Origin of the sequence: Antarcticimicrobium sediminis, from assembly GCF_004348975.1 — a bacterium.
In the GTDB taxonomy this organism is placed as follows: domain Bacteria; phylum Pseudomonadota; class Alphaproteobacteria; order Rhodobacterales; family Rhodobacteraceae; genus Antarcticimicrobium; species Antarcticimicrobium sediminis.
On record NZ_SMFP01000004.1, the window covers coordinates 129,332 to 148,518 of the forward strand.

A 19,187-nucleotide genomic window follows, 5' to 3' on the forward strand; every position below is an offset into this window, starting at 1 on the left:
GAAGCGGCCCAGCCCGCTGATGATCAGGCCAGCGTGATGGCGGCCCGGACCCTGCCAAACAGTGAAGAGCTGCTTGCGCGCATTCTTACCTCGCTCGAGTCTGACAAGGCGGAAGACATCGTTCAGGTTGATTTGCGCGGTCGCACCTCGTTCGGCGACTATATGGTGATCGCCTCCGGGCGGTCCTCGCGTCAGGTGACGTCGACGGCGGAAAAACTGGCGGATCGCCTGAAACAGGAATTTGGCCTTATCGCCAAGGTCGAAGGCAAGGATTCCGGCGACTGGGTGTTGATCGACACCGGCGACGTGATCGTGCATCTGTTCCGTCCCGAAGTGCGCGATTTCTACCAGTTGGAAAAGATGTGGCTGCCCCAGGGCGCCGCTGAAAGTTGAATCCGCGCCGGCCCGCCGTTCCGTGCGGGCCCCGGATCAGATGTTGCCAGATTGGATGTTGCCAGATTGGACGTTGAATGCGCATCCGAATTTGCGCGGTCGGTCGTTTGCGGGCCGGCCCCGAGAAAACACTTATCGATGACTACCTGACACGGTTCGAGCGGACCGGTCGCGCGCTGGGTCTTGGCCCGGCTGAGATCGTCGAGGTGGACGACCGCAAGAATGCCGGAATGACCGCCGAGGCCACGCTCCTGCGCAAGGCGGTGCCCGACGGCGCGGTGATCTGTACCCTGGACGAACGTGGCAAGCTGCTCTCTTCGCCCGATTTCGCCGGCAAACTGGCCGATTGGCGCGATCATGGCCGGAGCAATCTGGCATTGGTGATCGGGGGCGCCGACGGGATCGATGCGGCGCTGCGCGCCGAGGCGGATTTCAGCCTCTCTTTCGGCAAGATGGTCTGGCCGCATATGCTGGCGCGGGTGATGTTGAGCGAACAGCTGTATCGCGCCGCCACGATTCTGGCTGGCAGCCCTTATCACCGGGTCTGAGCTTTCTGGATTTGGGCTGGATTTGGGCTGGGGCGGGTGACACGGGCTGCGCCCAAAAGGGAAAGAAGAAGCGCGCGGTCAGGGCAGGGGCACGACCGTGGTGTGATCGCTCCAGCCATCAACAAGACAGCGCGTCTGGATCTGCACCTGCGGGGTGCCTTCAGGGATCGCGACACCGCCAAGCGAGCGGGTAAAGGGCTGTTCGGCCACATGCGGATGCGCCAGCACGCGCAGCCCCAGCTCGTTTCCCGCCATGTCCAGCACCCGCCAGCCATCAGCGTAATGATCCCAGCCGGAGTCGGGATGCGCAAGCGTCACGTCAAACCGCCACGTCTCGCCGCTGCGCTGGGCGTGGACCGATTCGACCATAGGCGGATCGGCGCGGGCAGGGCGTGGCGCGGTCAACCCGCAGAGGGCGAGGGCACATAGGGCGAGGGAGAGGGGCATCAGGCGTTTCATGATGCCAGTCTATCCGGCTACGCGGCGCGGGAAAATCACGTCCGCGTGTCTGTCGGCCCTTTCAACAGCACCGCCCGCGAGGCAGAGCTGAATTCGCGCCGGTGGATCATCGCCAGCGTCAGCAGCACCGCCGCAATCAAGGCCTCGGGGCCAAGCAGCCACACGGCCGAGGCCAGCCCGAAATAGATCGTCCTGAGCCCCCGGTTGAAGCTGCGCGCGGCGGTGATGTTGATCTCGGCCGCCTGATCCGCCCGTGCCAGCGCCAGCGGGTCCTTTGGATCATTGGGCACCGCCCCCATCACGACCGAGCAATAGCCGAACAGCCGGTTGGCCCAGACGAATTTCAGAAAGGCACTGGTCAGGAACAGCAGCGTCACCAGCATCTTCATTTCCCAGATCACGGTGGGCTGCGCGCTGAGCGCCAGATCGCTGGCCAGCGCGGTCACCGGCTCTGGATTGCGGACCAAGGCCATGCCGCCCCCCAGCGCGATCATCGTGGCCGAGGCAAAGAACGCCGTGCTTTGCCGCAGATTGCCGATCAGGCTGGAATCAAAGATGCGCGGTTGCCGGGTTATCATCTGGCGCATCCACTCGCGCCGGAATCCGCCCATGATTTCGGCGACCGAGGGGTTGCCGGGGCTCGGATTTTCAATTCTCCAGCCGATACCTGCCCAGCCCAGCACCAGCAGGGCGAGCGCGGCGAAATCCAGCGCCGAGAACAAGGAAAGGCGGTCAATCCAAATCACGAAATCACCCTATGCCCGATCTATTCCACTTGTCATCCGGTCAAATTGGTAATATATTTTTACCAAAAGTGGAAGGGTGCCCATGCAGATGCCATTGCCCGACGCCGGGGTTCTGGCGCGCAAGGACCGGTTGGTCGCGCGCCTGTCGCAGGTTTTGCCGCCGGTCGCGTTGATCGACGATCCGGCGGAAACGCGCGCCTATGAATGCGACGCGCTGACCGCCTATCGCTGCGCGCCGATGTTGGCAGTGTTGCCCAGCTCGACGCAAGAGGTGTCGGATGTCCTGCGCATCTGCCACGAGGAGGGGGTGCCGGTGGTTCCCCGTGGCTCGGGCACATCGCTTGCCGGTGGGGCGCTGCCCACCGCCGACAGCGTGATCCTTGGCGTCGCGCGCATGAACGCGGTGCTTGAGACCGATTACGACAACCGCATCATCCGGGTCCAGACCGGACGTACGAATCTGTCGGTGACGGGGGCTGTGGAGGAGGAATCGTTTTTCTATGCCCCCGACCCGTCGAGCCAGCTGGCCTGTGCCATTGCCGGCAATATTGCGATGAATTCCGGCGGCGCCCACTGCCTGAAATACGGGGTGACCACCAACAACCTGATGGGGGTGACGCTGGTGCAGATGGACGGCACCGTGATCGAGCTTGGCGGCGCCCACCTTGATGCCGGGGGGCTTGACCTGTTGGGGGTGATCTGCGGCTCTGAAGGGCAATTGGGCGTGGTGACCGAGGCCACCCTGCGCATCCTGCGCAAGCCCGAAGGCGCGTTGCCCGTGCTGATGGGGTTTGACGAGTCCGAAGTGGCCGGCGCCTGCGTCAGCGACATCATCAAGGCCGGTGTGCTGCCGGTGGCGATCGAATTCATGGACCGCCCCTGCATCCGCGCGACCGAGGCGTTCGCCCATGCCGGCTATCCCGATTGCGAGGCGCTGCTGATCATCGAGGTCGAGGGATCGGACCCGGAAATCGCGCATCAACTGTCCCTCATCAAGGAGATCGCCGCACGTCACCATCCGGTCGAACTGCGCGAGGCGGCGGACGAGGACGAGGCGGGCCGGATCTGGCTGGGGCGGAAATCTGCCTTTGGGGCCATGGGGCAGATCAATGATTACATGTGCCTTGACGGTACCATCCCGGTGTCGTCCCTGCCGATGGTGCTGCGCCGGATCGGCGAGATGTCGAAAGAGTTCGGCCTTGATGTGGGGAATGTGTTCCACGCAGGCGATGGCAACATGCACCCGCTGATCCTGTTCGACGCCAACAAACCGGGTGATCTGGAAATCTGCGAGGCGTTCGGCGCGGAAATCCTCAAGCTTTGTGTCGAAGTGGGCGGATGCCTGACCGGCGAACATGGCGTCGGGGTCGAGAAACGCGATCTGATGTTGTTCCAGTATGATCTGGTGGATCTGGAGGCGCAGTTGACGGTCAAGGATGTGTTTGATCCCGCTTGGCTGCTGAACCCGGCCAAGGTGTTTCCGCTGGAGGTGACCGAAACCCGGCGTGCGCGCCCGATGGCTGCGGCATGACGGGGGGCGTCGCCCCCCGCGCCCCCCAGAGTATTTTAACCAAGAAGAAGATGATGATGACGCCACAAAGTGAAGCTGACCTATGTGACGCCGTTCGGCAAGCCGAGGGGCCGCTGGCGATTCGCGGTGGCGGTACCCGTTTGACCGGGCAGGCGGGGGAGCTGTTGAGCGTTGCGGGGCTGAGCGGGATCACCCTGTATGATCCGGGCGCGCTGACCATGGTGGCGCAGGCGGGCACACCGCTGGCCGAGATCGAGGCGGCGCTGGCCAGTGAAAACCAGCGCCTTGCGTTTGAGCCGATGGACCATCGCGCGCTGTTGAGCACTGTTGGTGCGCCCAGCATCGGTGGGATCTTTGCCGCCAATATCTCTGGCCCGCGCCGGGTGCAGGTGGGCGCGGCGCGCGATTTCCTGCTGGGGGTGCGCTATGTCGATGGCATGGGGCAGGCGATTAAGAACGGCGGCCGGGTGATGAAGAATGTCACCGGCTATGATCTGGTCAAGCTGATGGCCGGTAGCTGGGGCACGCTGGGGGTTTTGTCGGAAGTTTCCTTCAAGGTTCTGCCGAGGCCGGAGACCGAGGCGACGCTGCGCTTTGCCGTGGACGGGGCCGGGTCGGCGGTGCAGCTGCTGTCCGCAGCACTTGGTGCGCCTTACGAGGTGTCGGGCGCGGGCTATGATCCGGCGCAGGGGGCGGCGCTGTTGCGGATCGAGGGTTTCGCCGATTCGGTCGCCTATCGCGCTGGAAAGCTGTCGACGCTTCTGGCCGCCGCGGGCGCAGTGGATCTTGTGGACGACCCGGCGAAATCCGCGTTGCTCTGGGCTGCGCTCCGCGATGTGGCGCCGTTCCGGGATGCCTTGGGGGATGTCTGGCGGATCTCGTGCAAACCCTCGCAGGCGCCGGAGTTGACCGCGCGGCTTGAGGCCGAGGCGCTGTTGTTCGACTGGGGCGGTGGGCTGATCTGGGCGCTTGTGCCCGAAGGCTGCGACATGCGCGCGCGCGGGGGGGCCTATGACGGGCACGCGACGTTGATGCGCGCCGCTCCCGAGACCCGCGCTCGGCTGGGTATGTTTCAGCCGCAGCCGGCGCCGCTGGCGGCGATCGAGGCCGGGCTGCGGGCGAAATTCGATCCGCGCGGCATTTTCAATCCGGGGCTGATGGGCTGATGAAAACCGAATTCACCGAAGCACAGCTGAGCGACCCCGGCACCGCGCGCGCCAACGAGATCCTGCGCGCCTGTGTGCATTGCGGCTTTTGCACCGCGACCTGCCCGACCTATCAGGTGTTGGGCGATGAGTTGGACAGCCCGCGCGGGCGCATCTATCTGATCAAGGACATGCTTGAGAACGAGCGTGTGCCGGATGAAAAGACCGTGCGCCATATCGATCGCTGCCTGTCCTGTCTGGCCTGCATGACCACTTGCCCCTCGGGCGTGCATTACATGCATCTGGTCGATCATGCCCGCGCCTATATCGAGAAACATTATGACCGCCCTTGGCATGACCGCGCCCTGCGCTGGCTGTTGGCGCGGATCTTGCCCTATCCGGGGCGGTTCCGGTTGGCGCTGCTGGGGGCCAAGATCGCGCGGCCCTTTCGCGGCCTGATCCCGGATGCGCGGCTGCGCGCGATGCTCGACATGGCGCCCCGCGTGATCCCGCCGGTCAGCCGCAATGACAGCCCGCAAAGTTTCGCGCCCAAGGTCGAGAAGCGGATGCGCGTGGCGCTGATGACCGGCTGCGCGCAAAAGGCGCTGAACACCGATATCAACGACGCCACCATCCGCCTGCTGCGGCGGTTGGGCTGCGAAGTGGTGGTGGCGAAAGGTGCCGGGTGTTGCGGCGCGCTGACCCATCACATGGGAAAATCCGACGACAGCTATGCCAGCGCCGCAAAGAACATCCGCGCCTGGACGGCTGAAATCGAGGGCGAGGGGCTGGATGCCATCGTCATCAACACCTCGGGCTGCGGCACCACGGTCAAGGATTACGGCCATATGTTCGCGCAGGACCCTCTGGCCGGGGACGCCGCCCGCGTCGCCGCGCTGGCGATGGATGTCAGCGAGGTGTTGATGAAGCTCGACCTGCCCGAGGGCAGCGACCGGGGCCTGACCGTGGCCTATCATGCTGCCTGTTCGCTCCAGCACGGGCAACAGATCAAGACGCACCCCAAGACCTTGCTGAAGCGCGCGGGCTTTACCGTGGTCGAACCTGCTGACAGCCATCTGTGCTGCGGCTCGGCGGGCACCTATAACCTGATGCAGCCGGAAATTTCGGGCCAACTCAAGACGCGCAAGATCCGCACGCTTGAGGCGAAAAATCCTGATGTCATCGCGGCGGGAAATATCGGCTGCATGATGCAGATCGGTTCGGGCACCGGCATTCCGGTGGTGCATACGGTTGAACTGCTTGACTGGGCCACGGGCGGGCCGTTGCCGCCCACGCTTGCGGGGCGCGATCCGGCGGTGCAAGACCTGCGCGGGTAATTGCCTGCCCCGCGCCCTAATTTCGCCCAACCGCGCCCCTAGACCGATCCCAACGATTGGGCGTTCAGGACAAGACGGAGAGGCATGTGCGACACTGGTTTGCGGCATTGGCGATGGTGGTTCTGCCCGCATTGGCGCAGGCCGATGATTCGCGGCTGCAACAGCTTGAAAGCCTTGATGCCGGCCGGGCCTGGCAGGCGGTCGGGCGGCTTGATATCGGCGGCTTGGGCTTTTGCACCGGCACCTTGATCGCGCCCGATCTGGTGCTCACGGCGGCGCATTGCCTGTTCGACAAGGCCAGCAAAGCGCGCATTGACCCGCAGCGGATCGAATTCCTTGCCGGCTGGCGCAACGGGCGCGCCTCGGCCTATCGTCAGGTGCGCCGCGCGGTCGTGCATCCCGATTATGTCTATGACAGCGATGTCTCGCCCGAACGGGTGCGCCGCGATCTGGCACTACTGCAGCTTCAGCATCCGATCCGCAACACCACCGTGACCCCGTTCGACACCGCCACGCGCCCCGCCGCGGGTGATGAGGTTGGCGTCGTCTCTTATGCGCGCGACCGCTCCGAAGCGCCGGCACTGCAAGAGGTCTGCGGCGTGATGGCCCGCCAGCAGGGTATTCTGGTGATGTCCTGCGATGTTGACTTCGGCTCATCCGGGGCACCGATCTTTTCGTTCGAGGGCGCCACGCCGCGCATTGTCTCGGTTGTTTCAGCCAAGGCCGAAGTGCGCGGCGACCGGGTGGCGCTGGGGACCGAACTTGGCGAACCACTGGCGCTTTTGCGGGCGATCATGAAGGCCGGGCGCGGCTATGCCTTGGCCCCGGCACCGGACAGCAACCGCGTGGTTGTGGGCGGCGTGCGGCGTGACACCGGCGCGAAGTTCATCCGCCCCGGCGGCTAAGACCCGTTTTCGTCCCGCGCCCGGGGCTTGAAACCCGCCTATCTGCTTCCCACATTTTTCATGTCCGGATCGCCTGTTTGGGGTCCGGATCTGTTCTTGCCCGTCCGTTTCGGAGGGCTCTTCGTGAATCGCTCGAACCAAGAGGATGACGACATATGCGTACGTTTGATTTTGCACCGCTGCATCGGGCCACTGTCGGCTTTGACCAGATCGCCGATCTGATGGACCGGATACTGGCCAATGACGTGGGCCAGCCCAGCTATCCGCCCTATAACATCGAAAAGACTGCCGCCGATGCCTATCGCATTTCGATCGCGGTGGCGGGCTTCTCCGAGGCCGACCTGTCGGTCGAGGTCCGTGAACACGCGCTGATTGTTTCGGCCAAAAAGGCCGAAGAGGATCACAACCGCGCCTATCTGCACCGTGGCATCGCCACCCGCGCGTTTGAGCGTCGCTTTACGCTGGCCGATCATGTCCGCATCACCGGCGCCAGCCACGCGGACGGTATGCTTCATATCGATCTCAAGCGGGAAGTGCCCGAAGCCCTGAAACCGCGCCGGATCGAGATCGCTTCGACCAGCCCGGTCACTTCCGAAGTGCTGGAGGCCGAGGCCGAAAACACGCCGGTGAACTAACTGGGAACCCTGTCCTCGCGCCGGGCAGATGTCCGGCGCGAGGACCATCAAGGGTTTTGCGCGCCCGGTCTCAAGGGCGCGCAATCGCCCCCGTATCCGGCTTTGATCGGATGCGGGGGCTTTTCAATCAAACCGCCATGCAGACGTATTTCATTTCGAGGAATTCCTCGATGCCGTGATGGCTACCCTCGCGGCCCAGCCCGGATTGCTTGACCCCGCCAAACGGCGCAACCTCGGTCGAGATGATGCCGGTGTTGACACCAACGATGCCATATTCCAGCGTCTCGGCCACTTTGTAGACCCGGCTCAGATCCTTGGCATAGAAATAGGCGGCAAGGCCAAAGATGGTGTCGTTGGCCATCGCGATCACCTCGTCCACATCCTCGAACTTGAACAGCGGGGCGAGGGGGCCAAAGGTTTCCTCCTTGGCCACTTTCATCGCCTGCGTGACGCCGGTGACAATTGTCGGCTCAAAGAAATTCGCGCCCAGGTTCGAGCGGTGGCCGCCGGTCAGCACTGCTCCGCCCTTTTCGGTGACGTCGCCCAGATGCTCCAGCACCTTCTCGATGGCGTCCTGATTGATCAGCGGCCCGGTGGTTACACCCGCGTCCAGACCATCGCCGACCTTCAGGTTCTCAACCGCCACTTTCAGCTTTTCGGCAAAGGCGTCATAAACCCCCGCCTGCACATAAATCCGGTTGGCACAGACACAGGTCTGGCCGTTGTTGCGGAATTTGCACATCATCGCGCCCTCGACGGCGGCGTCCAGATCGGCGTCGTCAAACACGATGAAGGGCGCGTTGCCGCCCAGCTCCATCGAGCATTTCATCACCTGATCGGCAGCTTGGCGCAACAGGATGCGGCCAACTTCGGTCGACCCGGTAAAGGTCAGCTTGCGCACCTGTGGGTTTTCGCAGAACTCCTTGCCGATCTCGCTGGAGCGTGACGAGGGCAGCACGTTGAACACGCCCGCCGGGATGCCCGCGCGCTCGGCCAGAACCCCCAGCACCAGCGCCGACAGCGGCGTCTCGGCGGCCGGGCGGGCGACAAAGGCACAGCCAGCGGCCAGAGCCGGCGCGGCCTTGCGGGTGATCATCGCGTTGGGAAAGTTCCACGGCGTGATCGAGGCAGCGACCCCGATCGGTTGCTTCATTACCGTGATCCGCTTGTCGCGCTGGTGGCCCGGGATCGTCTCGCCATAGATCCGTTTGGCTTCCTCGCCAAAGAATTCGACGAAGGAGGCGCCATAGACGATTTCGCCCTTGGCCTCGGCGTGGGGCTTGCCCTGCTCGGCGGTCAGGATCGTCGCAAGATCATCGGCATTCTCGATCATCAGGTCGAACCATTTGCGCAGCACGGCGGCGCGTTCTTTGCCGGTCCAGCTTGCCCATTCTTTTTGCACCACATAGGCGCGGTCGATGGCGCCCGCCACCTGGGCGCGGCTCAGGTCGGCCACCTCGGCGATGACGTCGCCGCGCGCCGGGTTGGTCACAGCGAATGTGCCGTTCTCACCGGCCACCCATTGGCCGTCGATATAGGCTTCGGTCGCCAGCAGGCTGGGATCTTTCAGCAGGGATTTCAGGTTGGTGGGTGCGTCGAGCATGGCGGGTCTCCTCCGGTTTCCGATCAACATGTTTGGTCGCCCCAGCGCGCCGGGGTGTCCATCTGCCCCCTTGGTAGAGCAGAGCCCTCCGCGCTGCAAAGCCTGTTTCAAGCGTGATCCTGTCGCAAACGGGCTTGCGCCAGCCAAGGGGCTGGGCCAGTCTGGCCTCGGGCTTGGCGATGGCGTCGCCGCATTCCCCGCGCGGATGTTGCGGAGCATGGGGAACCGCCCGCTTTTCCGTCCTGTACGCCGGGACCTTTCTGCAAAGGAGGGTCTGTGATGACCGAACGCCCTGAGTTTTTCCGTTTCCACACCGACAAGAAGGCGGGCGAAAAGGCCCCGCTGCCGTTTGCCGACAGCGAATATCAGGCCCGTCTCAACGGGCTGCGCACTGCGATGGACGAGGCCGGTGCAACCGCCGTCGTGCTGACCTCGATGCACAACGTCGCCTATTACTCCGGCTTTCTCTATTGTTCCTTTGGTCGCCCCTATGCCTTGGTGGTGACCGAGGATGCGGCCGTGATCCTTTCCGCCGGTATCGACGCCGGCCAGCCATGGCGGCGCAGCTTTTGCGATGCCATCACCTATACCGACTGGACCCGCGACAATTTCTGGCGCGCCGTGCTCTCGGTCACCGGCCCGAACGGTGTCGTGGGATACGAGGGCGATCACCTCACCCTGATGCAGCGCGACAAGCTTGAGGATTTTCTCACCCCCATCACGATGGTCGATCTGGCCCCGGCCACCATGCGTCAGCGGATGCATAAATCGCCGGCCGAGATCGCGCTGATCCGGGCCGGTGCGCAGGTGGCCGATGTCGGCGGCTACGCCATCCGCGACGCGGTGAAAGTGGGCGCGCGCGAGATTGACGTGGCCATGGCGGGCCGCGACGCGATGGAGCTTGAGATCGCGCATCGTTTCCCCGATGCCGAATACCGCGACACCTGGGTCTGGTTTCAGTCCGGCCTCAATACCGACGGTGCCCACAATCCGGTCACCTCTCGCCGGTTGAAGCGCGGCGGCATCCTGTCGCTGAACACCTTCCCGATGATCTCGGGCTATTACACCGCGCTGGAACGCACCCTGTTCCTTGGCGAGGTCGATGCGGCCAGCCTGAAAATCTGGGAGGCCAACGTCGCCGCCCATGAATACGGCATGTCGCTGCTGCAACCGGGGATCAGCTGCGCCGAGGTGACTCAAGCCATCAATGCCTTCTTTGCCGAGCGTGACCTGCTGCAATACCGCAGCTTCGGCTATGGCCACTCGTTTGGCGTGTTGTCGCACTACTATGGCCGCGAGGCCGGGCTGGAACTGCGCGAGGATGTCGACACCGTGCTGGAACCGGGCATGGTGATCAGCATGGAGCCGATGTTGACCCTGCCTCAGGGCCAGCCCGGCGCCGGCGGGTATCGCGAACACGACATTCTGGTGATCACCGAAGACGGCAATGATAACATCACCGGATACCCCTACGGCCCGGCGTTCAACGTGGTGGAGTGAGGCGCGCCCGGAAAAAGGTCCAGTGGACCTTTTTCAGCGCCGAACGGGCGGAGCCCCGGACATGCGCGCCCTTCTCACCGGCAACGGGTGGGCTACAGAGGAAGGCCCCCCACTTCTCTTTGTCAAAAAATACTCTCGCCGAAGGCATGGCGCGCAGCGCCATCATCATCCGCTCAGATCATCTTGCGCAACAGCCGCAGGAAAACCTCCCGCTCCTCTGGCTCTAGCGGCGACAGGGTTTCGCTTGTCACCGCATGGGCCGCCGGGATCACCGAGGCATACAGCGCCCGCCCCGCGTCCGTGGGGGTCAGGAACACGCGGCGTTGATCGTTGGGATCGGGGGAGGAGGCGACCAGATCGCGCCGCCGCAGCCGGTCCACCACCCCCTTGATCGTCGCCGCATCGATCGCCGTGGCGCGCCCCAGCGCGTTCTGGCTGGCCTGACCCAGTTCGCACAGCTTGGCGATCGTGGCAAACTGCGTCGGGGTCAGCGCGGGGATGTGGCGCGCGAATATCGACAGGTGCCGCTGGTTCGCCTGCCGCATGGTGAACCCCACTTGGCTGTCCAGATGATAGGGCTGCCCGTTTTTTGTCTCATCACCCATCGCGCGCCATCCTTCGTGCCGGGAATGTTGACAGGGCCGGGGCGCTGTCTCACACTCTGCTTGTATACGAACAATAAACGCCATCCAACACCAGTGCGAGGGTCCAGCCATGAGCCTCTATCACCGCCCGGCAAACCTGCACGAGGCGCTCGACGGTTTGGCCGCTGCGCCCGCCGTGATCGCCGCCGGCTGCACCGATCTGTTCCCGGCCACCGAACGCCCCGCCCTCGACGGGCCCGTGCTCGACATCACCGGTATCGCGGCTCTGCGCGGTATCGACACCACGGACGACGGCTGGCGCATCGGGGCGACCACGACATGGGCCGACATCGCCGGGGCCGATCTGTCGCCCGGGTTCGATATGCTGAAACAGGCGGCGCGCGAGGTGGGCTCGACCCAGATCCAGAACGCCGGGACAATCGCGGGCAATCTGTGCAACGCCTCGCCCGCCGCCGACGGGGTGCCGCCACTGCTGGCGCTGGACGCCACCGTCGAACTTGCGGCGTCCACCGGCACCCGCCAGCTGCCTTTGTCCGATTTCATTACCGGCCCGCGCGCCACGGCGCTTCAGCCCGGCGAACTTCTGACTGCCGTTCATATCCCACGCGCCGCCGGGCAGGGGGCCAGCCGCTTTCTCAAGTTGGGGGCGCGGAAGTATCTGGTAATCTCCATCGCCATGGTGGCCGCCCGGATCGTGGCCCGCGACGGGCGCGCGACGCAGGTTGCGCTTGCCATCGGGGCCTGTGGCCCGGTCGCGACCCGGCTTGCCGCTGTTGAGCGCGCCCTGATCGGTCTGCCATTGGCCGATCTGGCCGATGCCATCGACGCGCGCGCGGTCGCTGCCGCGCTTTCGCCGATCGACGACATGCGCGGCGATGCCGCCTATCGCCGTCACGCTGCGGTGGCGTTGTTGCGCCGCGCCGTGGGGCTGGCTGTGGAGGATCTGCAATGAAGGATATCCCGACGCTCACCCTCACCGTGAACGGGGCTGCCACGCAGATTGACACCGCCCCCGGTCGGCGGCTGTCCGAGGTGCTGCGCGACGGGCTTGGCCTGACCGGCACCAAGGTCGGTTGCGACGCTGGCGATTGTGGCGCCTGTACCGTGCTGCTGGATGGCGCGCCGGTCTGTGCCTGCCTCACCCCGGCGATCCACGCCGAAGGGGCCGAAATCACCACGGTCGAAGGGCTGGGCGCGCCGGTGGAGCGGCTCAAATCCGCCTTCCTGCGTCATGGCGCGGCGCAATGCGGCATCTGCACCCCCGGCATGTTGATGGCCGCCGCCGCCCTGTTGGCCCGTCCCGGTCCGCCGCCTGATCGCAGCGATGCCGAGGCGGCGCTGGGCGGTGTGCTTTGTCGCTGCACCGGATATGCCAAGATCATCGACGCGGTGCTTGATGCCGCTGGCGTAACCCCGCAGGCCGTGACCGCCGCCGCGCCCGCCAGTGGCGCTGCGGTCGGCGCAAGGCTGGAGCGTCTCGATGGCGCGCCCAAGGTCGCGGGCACCGAGATTTTCGGTGCCGACTACGCCCCCGCAGGGGCGCTTTGGGTGCGCGCGATCCGCTCGCCGCATTTCGCTGCAAGCTTCACCTTTGGCGATCTCGATGCCTTTGCGGCGCAAACCGGTCTGCGCGTGTTTACCGCCGCCGACATTCCCGGCCAGAACGTTTTCGGCACCATCCCCGCCTTTGCCGATCAGCCCGCGCTGGCCGAGGGCGCGGTACGGATGCGCGGCGAGGCGGTGGCGCTTGTCGCCGGGGACAAGACGACGCTCGAGGCCTTTGCCCCCGACAGCTTCCCCATCACATGGTCCCCGCAGTCCGAGATACTGGATTGTGCGACAGCCCGCACCCCGGAGGCCCCCCGCCTGCACGAGGCGCGTGAGGGCAATATTCTGATCTCCGGGCTGGTCCATTGCGGCGACCCGGTGGCGGGGTTTGCCAGCGCCGCCCATGTGGCCGAGGGCGCGGCGGAAACGCCTTACGTCGAACACGCCTATATCGAGCCCGAGGCAGGCGCGGCCTGGCTTGAGGGTGATACGCTGGTGATTCAGGCCTGCACTCAGGCCCCGGTGATGGACCGCGACGACACCGCCCGTGTGCTTGGTCTGCCGCCCGAGCGGGTGCGCATCATCCCCTCTGCCACCGGCGGCGGCTTCGGCTCGAAACTCGATCTTTCGGTGCAGCCGCTGATCGGCTTGGTGGCGCTGAAAACCGGCCTGCCGGCGCGGATGACCTACAGCCGCCGCGAAAGCATGAGTTCGACCACCAAGCGGCACCCGGCCCGGATGCGCGCCCGCGCAGCGGTGGACGCCGACGGTCGCCTGACCGCGATGGAGTTCGATGGCGATTTCAACACCGGCGCCTATGCCAGCTGGGGCCCCACCGTGGCGGTGCGTGTCCCGGTCCATGCCTCTGGCCCCTACAGCATCCCCAATTATCACGCCGAGGCCCGCGCCGTGCACACCAATGGTCCGGTCTCGGGGGCGTTTCGCGGCTTTGGCGTGCCGCAGGCGGCGATCCTGCAAGAGACGCTGTTCGATGATCTTGCGCTCAAGGCCGGGATTGACCGGCTCGCCTTTCGCCGCCTCAATGCGCTGCCCGAAGGCGGGCGCAGCGTCTGCGGGCAAGAGCTGCACGGCGTCGGCATCGGGATCTGTCTCGACGCCCTGAAACCCCGGTGGGAGGCCGCCGCGCAAGAGGCCACCGCGTTCAACGCCACGCAAACCGGGCGCAAGCGCGGCATCGGCGTCGCCTCTTGCTGGTATGGCTGTGGCAACACCGCGCTGCCCAACCCCTCGACCGTCCGGCTGGGGCTGACGCCCGAGGGGCGGCTGCGGCTGCATCAGGGCGCGACCGATATCGGGCAGGGGTCGAACACGGTGATCCCCCAGATCTGCGCCGACGCGCTGGGTCTGCCGGTACAGGCGTTTGAGCTGATCGGCCCCGACACGGCGCTGACCCCCGATTGCGGTAAGACCTCGGCCTCGCGCCAGACCGTGGTGACGGGCAACGCCGCCCTGCGCGCGGGCGAAACCCTGCGCGCACGAATCCTCGCCCTGTCCAACATGGGGCAGGGGGCGCAGATCGCGCTCGCCCCCGGTGCGGTTCTGGTCACCGAGGGCGAGCAGCAGCGGCGGATCGACCTCGCGGCGCTGGACGTGGACGCCAACGGATATGCGCTTGCTGCCGAGGAAACCTATGACCCCCCGACCAAGCCACTGGACGAAAACGGTCAAGGCACCCCCTTTGCCGTCTATGGCTATGGCGCGCATCTGGCCGAGGTTGAGGTCGACCTTGCCCTTGGCACGGTCCGTGTGCATCGCCTCACCGCTGCGCATGATCTGGGCCGCGTCATCAACCCCTTGCTGGCCGAGGGTCAGATCGAAGGTGGCGTCGCGCAGGGGCTGGGCCTTGCACTGATGGAAGATTACATCCCCGGCCGCACCGAGAACCTGCACGACTACCTGATCCCCACCGCCGGCGACATGCCGCGGATCGACACCATCCTGCTCGAGGCGACCGACCCCGAGGGGCCGTTCGGGGCCAAGGGGCTGGGCGAACACGCGCTGATCCCGACTGCGCCCGCGATCCTCAATGCCATCCGCGATGCTTGCGGGGCCAAGGTGACCCGGCTGCCAGCGCTGCCGCATCGGGTGCTGGCCGCAATACGGGCGGCGGAGCAAACCCCATGACCGACCGCCGTCCCCGCCCCGAAAAGACCCGGCCCGAAAAGATCCGCTGCGATGCCTGCCCAGTGATGTGCTATATCGCCGAGGGTCGCATCGGCGCCTGTGACCGCTACGCCAACCAAGGCGGTCGAATCATCCGCTGCGACCCGCTCACCGTGCTCGACCGCCGGATCGAACAGGGCGGTGAGATCAAACCCTTTCTCAAGGCGAACTGGGACGACAGCCTGTCCGGTGACGCGCTTTTCGTCACCGCCGTCGGCGCTGGCACCACATATCCCGATTACAAACCCGCGCCCTTCATCGTCTCGCGCGAGGTTGACGGCGCCGATTTCGTCACCGTGGTGACCGAGGCGATTTTTTCCTATTGCGGCGTCAAGGTGAAGATCGACACCGATCGCCACCTTGGCCATGAGGGCGCGGTGATCCGCAGCCAGGGCGAGGCGGTGGGCCTGATGATCACCTCTGAATACGGCTCCCAGATGATGTCCTTGGGCGGTGTCGACCACCTTACAGGTGGCTCCAAGCCCGAGGGGCGTGTCACCTGCGACACCCTTTTGCGCCTGTGCAACCGCGAGGCGGTGGAGCTTGTCGTCGAGGGTGGCGCGACGGTCATCGTTCAGGCCGGCCATCCCCCCATCGTCGACGGCCAGCGCGAGGAACGCATGCGCGTCGGCTGTGGCTCGGCCACCATCGGCATGTTCGCCGACCAATGGCAGGGGTTGGTGGACGAGGTTGTCGTTGTCGACGATCACATCACCGGCGTGGTCAGCGAGCATCAGGCGGGTAAGGTGCTGGGCTGGCCCGATACAGGCATCCGCATACTGGGCCGCCGCTCCACCCCCGGTCGTTATTTTCAGGTCGCCGAACCGGGGCTGGGCTGGGGCGGCACCAATGTCACCGATCCGCTGACCATCCTCGGGGGTTGGAATCCGAAAAAGGGCGCGCACCCCGGATTGACCCTGCTGATGGTCTCCACCACGGGCGAACAATACGCCTATTTCGTACTGGACGAGGACCTGGTGCCGCAACGACGGGATCTCCCCGAGACCCTGCGCCCCTCGGTCGATCTTATCGCGGAAAACTGTGAACCGGCGCTTTGTACCGTGCTGTTCATGGGCGGGGCTGGCGGCTCGCTTCGCTCTGGCGTCACCAAGAACCCGGTCCGCCTGACCCGGTCGGTGCAGGAGGATCGCACCCGCGTTACCGTCGGTGGTGCGCCGGCCTATGTCTGGCCCGGCGGCGGCATCACCCTCATGGCCGACGTGACGCAGATGCCCGACAATGCCTTTGGTTATGTTCCCACACCGGCCATCGTCGCGCCGCTGGAATTTACCCTGCGCCGTGACGACTATCGCGCGCTGGGCGGCCATGACGACAAGGCCCGCACGGTCGAGGATATCCTCGAAACCGGCGGAGACTACGGCGCTGATATCCGCGCGGTCGGCCCCGCACACGACAAGGGCTGAGCATGCAGAGCCCGCAAATCGCCTTTCTGCCCGACGGACGCCGCCTGCACCTGCACCACGGCCCCATCGACCTGATCACCGATGCCAAAGGGCCGGGCCGCACCAATGCCCTGCGCGCTGCCGCAAGCCGCTTCGAGAGCGTTCTGGACGAGTTGGTGCGCGAACTGCCGCTGCTGCGCGCCCCGACTGATGCGCGCCCAAATGGGGCAATCGCGCACCGCATGCACGGTGCCACCGCCCCGTTTCTGCCCGCGTTCATCACCCCGATGGCCGCCGTCGCGGGGGCCGTGGCCGACGCGGTGCTGGAGGCCATGACCGCCGCTGGCGATCTGTCGCGCGCCTACGTCAACAACGGCGGGGATATCGCCCTGCACCTTGCCGCGGGCGAAAGCTTTACCGCCGTGGTCGCGGGCGGCGTGCCGGGGCGTGTCACGCTCCCGTCCAGCGGCCCGGTGCGCGGCATCGCCACCTCGGGCCGTCATGGGCGCAGCCATTCCCTCGGCATCGCCGACAGCGTTACCGTTCTGGCCCAGACCGCCGCGCAGGCAGACGCGGCTGCCACCCTGATCGCCAATGCCGTCGATCTGCCCGGCAACCCAAAAATCACCCGGAGGTCTGCGCACGATCTGTCCCCCGACAGCGACCTTGGCGACCGGCTGGTGACCACGGGCGTTGCGCCGCTTACCGCATCCGAGATTGACCGCGCCCTGACTCGCGGCCATGCTTTTGCCGAAACCTGCCGCACGCGCGGTCTGATCCATGCCGCCCTGCTGACGCTTTCGGGACAGACCCGCACGCTCGGCACCGCGGACCTCATCGCCTTCAAGGAGCCTATTGATGCCTGACTTCCCCCTGCGCAAAACCATGATCTTCATCGAAGACATCCACCACGAAGGCGGCCCGCCCCCGGCCATCCCGCGCCGCCGCGCCGCTATCGTCGCCCTCGTGAAAAACCCCTTTGCCGGCCGCTATGTCGCAGACCTGCAATCGGCGATGGACGATCTCAAACCGCTTGGCCTGATGATGACCGACCGGTTGATCGAGGCGATGGGCGGAATCGAGGGAATCGACGGCTATGGCAAGGCCGGGCTGGCGGGCGAGGCGGGCGAGCTGGAACATACCGCGCTGTGGCACGTGCCCGGCGGCTATGCCATGCGCGAACGCCTCGGCGCGGCCAAGGCGATCGTGCCCTCGGCCATGAAGGTCGGCGGCCCCGGCACCCGCATCGACATTCCGCTCGGCCATATCAATGCCGCCTATGTGCGCAGCCATTTCGACGCGATGGAGGTGGGCCTGCCCGATGGTCCCCGCGCTGATGAACTGCTCTTCGCGCTGGCGATGAGCCGGGGCGGGCGCATCCATCACCGCATGGGCGGTCTGCAGGTCGAGGACGTCACCGGCGAAGACGGCTTGCGCTAGGCACGCGCCCGTGGGGCGAATGTAAAGGCCGGGCCCCCCACCTTTTTCTGGCTGAAAATACTCCGGGGGAGACGCGGCCCTAGCCGCGGCGGGGGCAGCGCCCCCTTTCCCCTCCTGTTCATCAGAGCGGGCTAGTGCCGCCAGTCGAAGAAATGCGGCCCTGCCCGCTGCAGCAGCTTGCGCGCCATCTCCCGGCCCAACGCGGCGCCATCCTCGACAGGACAGCTTGCGTCGTCCGATAGGGCCTCGGACCCATCGGGGCGCAGCACCTCGCCGCGCAGCCGCAGCGTGCCGCCGGACAGTTCCGCCAGCCCGGCAATCGGCGTCTCGCAAGACCCGTCGAGCGTGGCGAGAAAGGCGCGTTCGGCGGCCAGTCGCTGCGCTGTCTCGCCGTCATGGATCGCTTCCAGCATCGCGGCCACGCGGGCATCGCTTTGCCGCCGCTCGATCCCGATCGCGCCCTGCGCCACGGCGGGCAACATCGCCTCGGGGGCCACCGGGGTCGCGGGGACATCGGCCCGCCCCAGCCGGTTCAAACCGGCCATGGCGAGAAAGGTGCAATCGGCCACGCCGTCGCCCAGCTTTTTCAGCCGGGTCTGCACATTTCCACGGAACTCCACCACCTTCAGATCGGGCCGCCGGTTCAACAGTTGTGCCCGTCGCCGCAGGCTGGAGGTGCCGGCCACCGCCCCTTTGGGCAGATCGGCCCAACCGGTCAGGCCGGGCGAGACAAAGGCGTCGCGCACATCCTCGCGCGGCAGGTAACAGTCAAGGATCAGCCCCTCGGGCTGTTCCACCGGCATGTCCTTCATCGAATGCACCGCGATATCGATGCCGCCCTGCGACAGCTGCTCTTCGATTTCCTTGGTGAACATCCCCTTGCCGCCCAGCGTTTTCAGCGACTGGTCCTTTGCGATCTGGGCGGCGTCGTCGCCGGTGGTGCGGATCACCACGATCTCAAAGGCGGTCAGCGGCAGGTCAAAGGCGGCGGCAAGCCGGTCGCGCGTTTCATAGGCCTGCGCCTGTGCCAGCGGCGAGCCACGGGTGCCGATCTTGAGCGGTGAAGCGGGGGAGGGGAGCGGTGCTGTCATGACCGAATTCTTTAGTACCCGCACCGGGCGCTGACAACCGCGCAGAGTCGCGCAGAGCCTTTTGCGCCCGTGGGACGGCGCGCCTTAAGGTCAAGAGCGTACGGAATGGCCCGA

The 19,187-nt window shown here is 65.7% G+C and carries 18 protein-coding genes; 13 read left to right on the forward strand and 5 right to left on the reverse strand.

Going from position 1 to position 19,187, the window contains the following annotated elements; translation table 11 throughout:
* Window positions 1–36: 36 nt before the first annotated feature.
* The gene (gene rsfS / locus E1B25_RS08020; protein WP_132828245.1) at window positions 37–393 is read left to right on the forward strand and encodes a ribosome silencing factor; all 357 of its coding nucleotides are present in this window, start codon (window positions 37–39) and stop codon (window positions 391–393) included.
* A gap of 77 nt (window positions 394–470) precedes the next feature.
* Window positions 471–941 (forward strand): 23S rRNA (pseudouridine(1915)-N(3))-methyltransferase RlmH, encoded by a 471-nt coding sequence (gene rlmH, locus E1B25_RS08025; RefSeq protein WP_132828246.1) that lies wholly within the window; start codon window positions 471–473, stop codon window positions 939–941.
* 78 nt (window positions 942–1,019) lie between these two features.
* Here rlmH and E1B25_RS08030 read toward each other — a convergent pair whose 3' ends face one another.
* Both E1B25_RS08030 and E1B25_RS08035 read right to left on the reverse strand, forming a co-directional pair.
* Window positions 1,020–1,400: a hypothetical protein gene (locus E1B25_RS08030; protein WP_165937583.1), complete on the reverse strand. Its 381-nt coding sequence runs from the start codon at window positions 1,398–1,400 to the stop codon at window positions 1,020–1,022.
* A gap of 35 nt (window positions 1,401–1,435) precedes the next feature.
* Complete coding sequence (locus E1B25_RS08035) at window positions 1,436–2,146, reverse strand: DUF599 domain-containing protein (protein ID WP_132828247.1); 711 nt, start codon at window positions 2,144–2,146, stop codon at window positions 1,436–1,438.
* 82 nt (window positions 2,147–2,228) lie between these two features.
* Between E1B25_RS08035 and E1B25_RS08040 the strand changes: the two genes are divergently transcribed.
* The 5 genes from E1B25_RS08040 (at window position 2,229) to E1B25_RS08060 (ending at window position 7,699) form a co-directional block, all read left to right on the forward strand.
* Window positions 2,229–3,677, forward strand: coding sequence for an FAD-linked oxidase C-terminal domain-containing protein (locus E1B25_RS08040; RefSeq protein WP_132828248.1), 1,449 nt, complete (start codon window positions 2,229–2,231; stop codon window positions 3,675–3,677).
* 56 nt (window positions 3,678–3,733) lie between these two features.
* Window positions 3,734–4,843 carry an FAD-binding protein gene (locus E1B25_RS08045; RefSeq protein WP_132828249.1) on the forward strand — a complete coding sequence of 370 codons (1,110 nt, stop codon included), beginning with the start codon at window positions 3,734–3,736 and terminating at the stop codon, window positions 4,841–4,843.
* A complete protein-coding gene (glcF, locus tag E1B25_RS08050) occupies window positions 4,843–6,159 on the forward strand; it encodes a glycolate oxidase subunit GlcF (RefSeq protein ID WP_132828250.1) in 1,317 nt (438 codons plus the stop codon). Before E1B25_RS08045 ends, glcF begins: the two co-directional genes overlap by 1 nt.
* A gap of 113 nt (window positions 6,160–6,272) precedes the next feature.
* Complete coding sequence (locus E1B25_RS08055) at window positions 6,273–7,064, forward strand: trypsin-like serine peptidase (protein ID WP_132828535.1); 792 nt, start codon at window positions 6,273–6,275, stop codon at window positions 7,062–7,064.
* 155 nt (window positions 7,065–7,219) lie between these two features.
* A complete protein-coding gene (locus E1B25_RS08060; protein WP_132828251.1) occupies window positions 7,220–7,699 on the forward strand; it encodes an Hsp20 family protein in 480 nt (159 codons plus the stop codon).
* 127 nt (window positions 7,700–7,826) lie between these two features.
* Here the strand turns inward: E1B25_RS08060 and E1B25_RS08065 are convergent, their stop codons facing one another.
* On the reverse strand, window positions 7,827–9,302 hold the full coding sequence (locus tag E1B25_RS08065; protein WP_132828252.1) for an NAD-dependent succinate-semialdehyde dehydrogenase: 1,476 nt from the start codon (window positions 9,300–9,302) through the stop codon (window positions 7,827–7,829).
* 279 nt (window positions 9,303–9,581) lie between these two features.
* Between E1B25_RS08065 and E1B25_RS08070 the strand changes: the two genes are divergently transcribed.
* A complete protein-coding gene (locus E1B25_RS08070; RefSeq protein ID WP_132828253.1) occupies window positions 9,582–10,802 on the forward strand; it encodes an aminopeptidase P family protein in 1,221 nt (406 codons plus the stop codon).
* Between the two features lie 173 nt (window positions 10,803–10,975).
* Here the strand turns inward: E1B25_RS08070 and E1B25_RS08075 are convergent, their stop codons facing one another.
* A complete protein-coding gene (locus E1B25_RS08075) occupies window positions 10,976–11,407 on the reverse strand; it encodes a MarR family winged helix-turn-helix transcriptional regulator (RefSeq protein ID WP_132828254.1) in 432 nt (143 codons plus the stop codon).
* Between the two features lie 109 nt (window positions 11,408–11,516).
* Between E1B25_RS08075 and E1B25_RS08080 the strand changes: the two genes are divergently transcribed.
* Genes E1B25_RS08080 through E1B25_RS08100 form a run of 5 tightly spaced genes read left to right on the forward strand, consistent with a single transcriptional unit; the run spans window position 11,517 to window position 17,982 of the window.
* Window positions 11,517–12,359, forward strand: a complete 843-nt coding sequence (locus E1B25_RS08080) for an FAD binding domain-containing protein (protein ID WP_132828255.1) — start codon at window positions 11,517–11,519, stop codon at window positions 12,357–12,359.
* Window positions 12,356–15,100, forward strand: coding sequence for a molybdopterin-dependent oxidoreductase (locus tag E1B25_RS08085; RefSeq protein ID WP_132828256.1), 2,745 nt, complete (start codon window positions 12,356–12,358; stop codon window positions 15,098–15,100). Before E1B25_RS08080 ends, E1B25_RS08085 begins: the two co-directional genes overlap by 4 nt.
* Complete coding sequence (locus tag E1B25_RS08090) at window positions 15,097–16,563, forward strand: 6-hydroxynicotinate reductase (protein WP_132828257.1); 1,467 nt, start codon at window positions 15,097–15,099, stop codon at window positions 16,561–16,563. The genes E1B25_RS08085 and E1B25_RS08090 overlap by 4 nt, the downstream gene beginning before the upstream one ends.
* Before the next feature lie 2 nt (window positions 16,564–16,565).
* A complete protein-coding gene (locus tag E1B25_RS08095) occupies window positions 16,566–17,408 on the forward strand; it encodes a UPF0280 family protein (protein WP_132828258.1) in 843 nt (280 codons plus the stop codon).
* Window positions 17,401–17,982, forward strand: coding sequence for an amino acid synthesis family protein (locus tag E1B25_RS08100; RefSeq protein WP_132828259.1), 582 nt, complete (start codon window positions 17,401–17,403; stop codon window positions 17,980–17,982). The genes E1B25_RS08095 and E1B25_RS08100 overlap by 8 nt, the downstream gene beginning before the upstream one ends.
* Before the next feature lie 131 nt (window positions 17,983–18,113).
* Here the strand turns inward: E1B25_RS08100 and hemC are convergent, their stop codons facing one another.
* On the reverse strand, window positions 18,114–19,073 hold the full coding sequence (hemC, locus tag E1B25_RS08105) for a hydroxymethylbilane synthase (protein WP_132828260.1): 960 nt from the start codon (window positions 19,071–19,073) through the stop codon (window positions 18,114–18,116).
* Window positions 19,074–19,187 lie beyond the last annotated feature (114 nt).

What these genes read in the sequence shown, in the direction of transcription:
- E1B25_RS08055 (WP_132828535.1), top strand. Translation starts at nt 6,273, where the DNA reads ATGGTGGTTCTGCCCGCATTGGCGCAGGCCGATGATTCGCGGCTGCAA.
- E1B25_RS08095 (WP_132828258.1), top strand. Translation starts at nt 16,566, where the DNA reads ATGCAGAGCCCGCAAATCGCCTTTCTGCCCGACGGACGCCGCCTGCAC.
- E1B25_RS08060 (WP_132828251.1), top strand. Translation starts at nt 7,220, where the DNA reads ATGCGTACGTTTGATTTTGCACCGCTGCATCGGGCCACTGTCGGCTTT.
- rsfS (WP_132828245.1), top strand. Translation starts at nt 37, where the DNA reads ATGGCGGCCCGGACCCTGCCAAACAGTGAAGAGCTGCTTGCGCGCATT.
- E1B25_RS08100 (WP_132828259.1), top strand. Translation starts at nt 17,401, where the DNA reads ATGCCTGACTTCCCCCTGCGCAAAACCATGATCTTCATCGAAGACATC.
- E1B25_RS08030 (WP_165937583.1), bottom strand. Translation starts at nt 1,400, where the DNA reads ATGAAACGCCTGATGCCCCTCTCCCTCGCCCTATGTGCCCTCGCCCTC.
- hemC (WP_132828260.1), bottom strand. Translation starts at nt 19,073, where the DNA reads ATGACAGCACCGCTCCCCTCCCCCGCTTCACCGCTCAAGATCGGCACC.
- E1B25_RS08090 (WP_132828257.1), top strand. Translation starts at nt 15,097, where the DNA reads ATGACCGACCGCCGTCCCCGCCCCGAAAAGACCCGGCCCGAAAAGATC.
- E1B25_RS08085 (WP_132828256.1), top strand. Translation starts at nt 12,356, where the DNA reads ATGAAGGATATCCCGACGCTCACCCTCACCGTGAACGGGGCTGCCACG.
- E1B25_RS08070 (WP_132828253.1), top strand. Translation starts at nt 9,582, where the DNA reads ATGACCGAACGCCCTGAGTTTTTCCGTTTCCACACCGACAAGAAGGCG.
- E1B25_RS08040 (WP_132828248.1), top strand. Translation starts at nt 2,229, where the DNA reads ATGCAGATGCCATTGCCCGACGCCGGGGTTCTGGCGCGCAAGGACCGG.
- rlmH (WP_132828246.1), top strand. Translation starts at nt 471, where the DNA reads ATGCGCATCCGAATTTGCGCGGTCGGTCGTTTGCGGGCCGGCCCCGAG.
- E1B25_RS08045 (WP_132828249.1), top strand. Translation starts at nt 3,734, where the DNA reads ATGACGCCACAAAGTGAAGCTGACCTATGTGACGCCGTTCGGCAAGCC.
- glcF (WP_132828250.1), top strand. Translation starts at nt 4,843, where the DNA reads ATGAAAACCGAATTCACCGAAGCACAGCTGAGCGACCCCGGCACCGCG.
- E1B25_RS08065 (WP_132828252.1), bottom strand. Translation starts at nt 9,302, where the DNA reads ATGCTCGACGCACCCACCAACCTGAAATCCCTGCTGAAAGATCCCAGC.
- E1B25_RS08075 (WP_132828254.1), bottom strand. Translation starts at nt 11,407, where the DNA reads ATGGGTGATGAGACAAAAAACGGGCAGCCCTATCATCTGGACAGCCAA.
- E1B25_RS08080 (WP_132828255.1), top strand. Translation starts at nt 11,517, where the DNA reads ATGAGCCTCTATCACCGCCCGGCAAACCTGCACGAGGCGCTCGACGGT.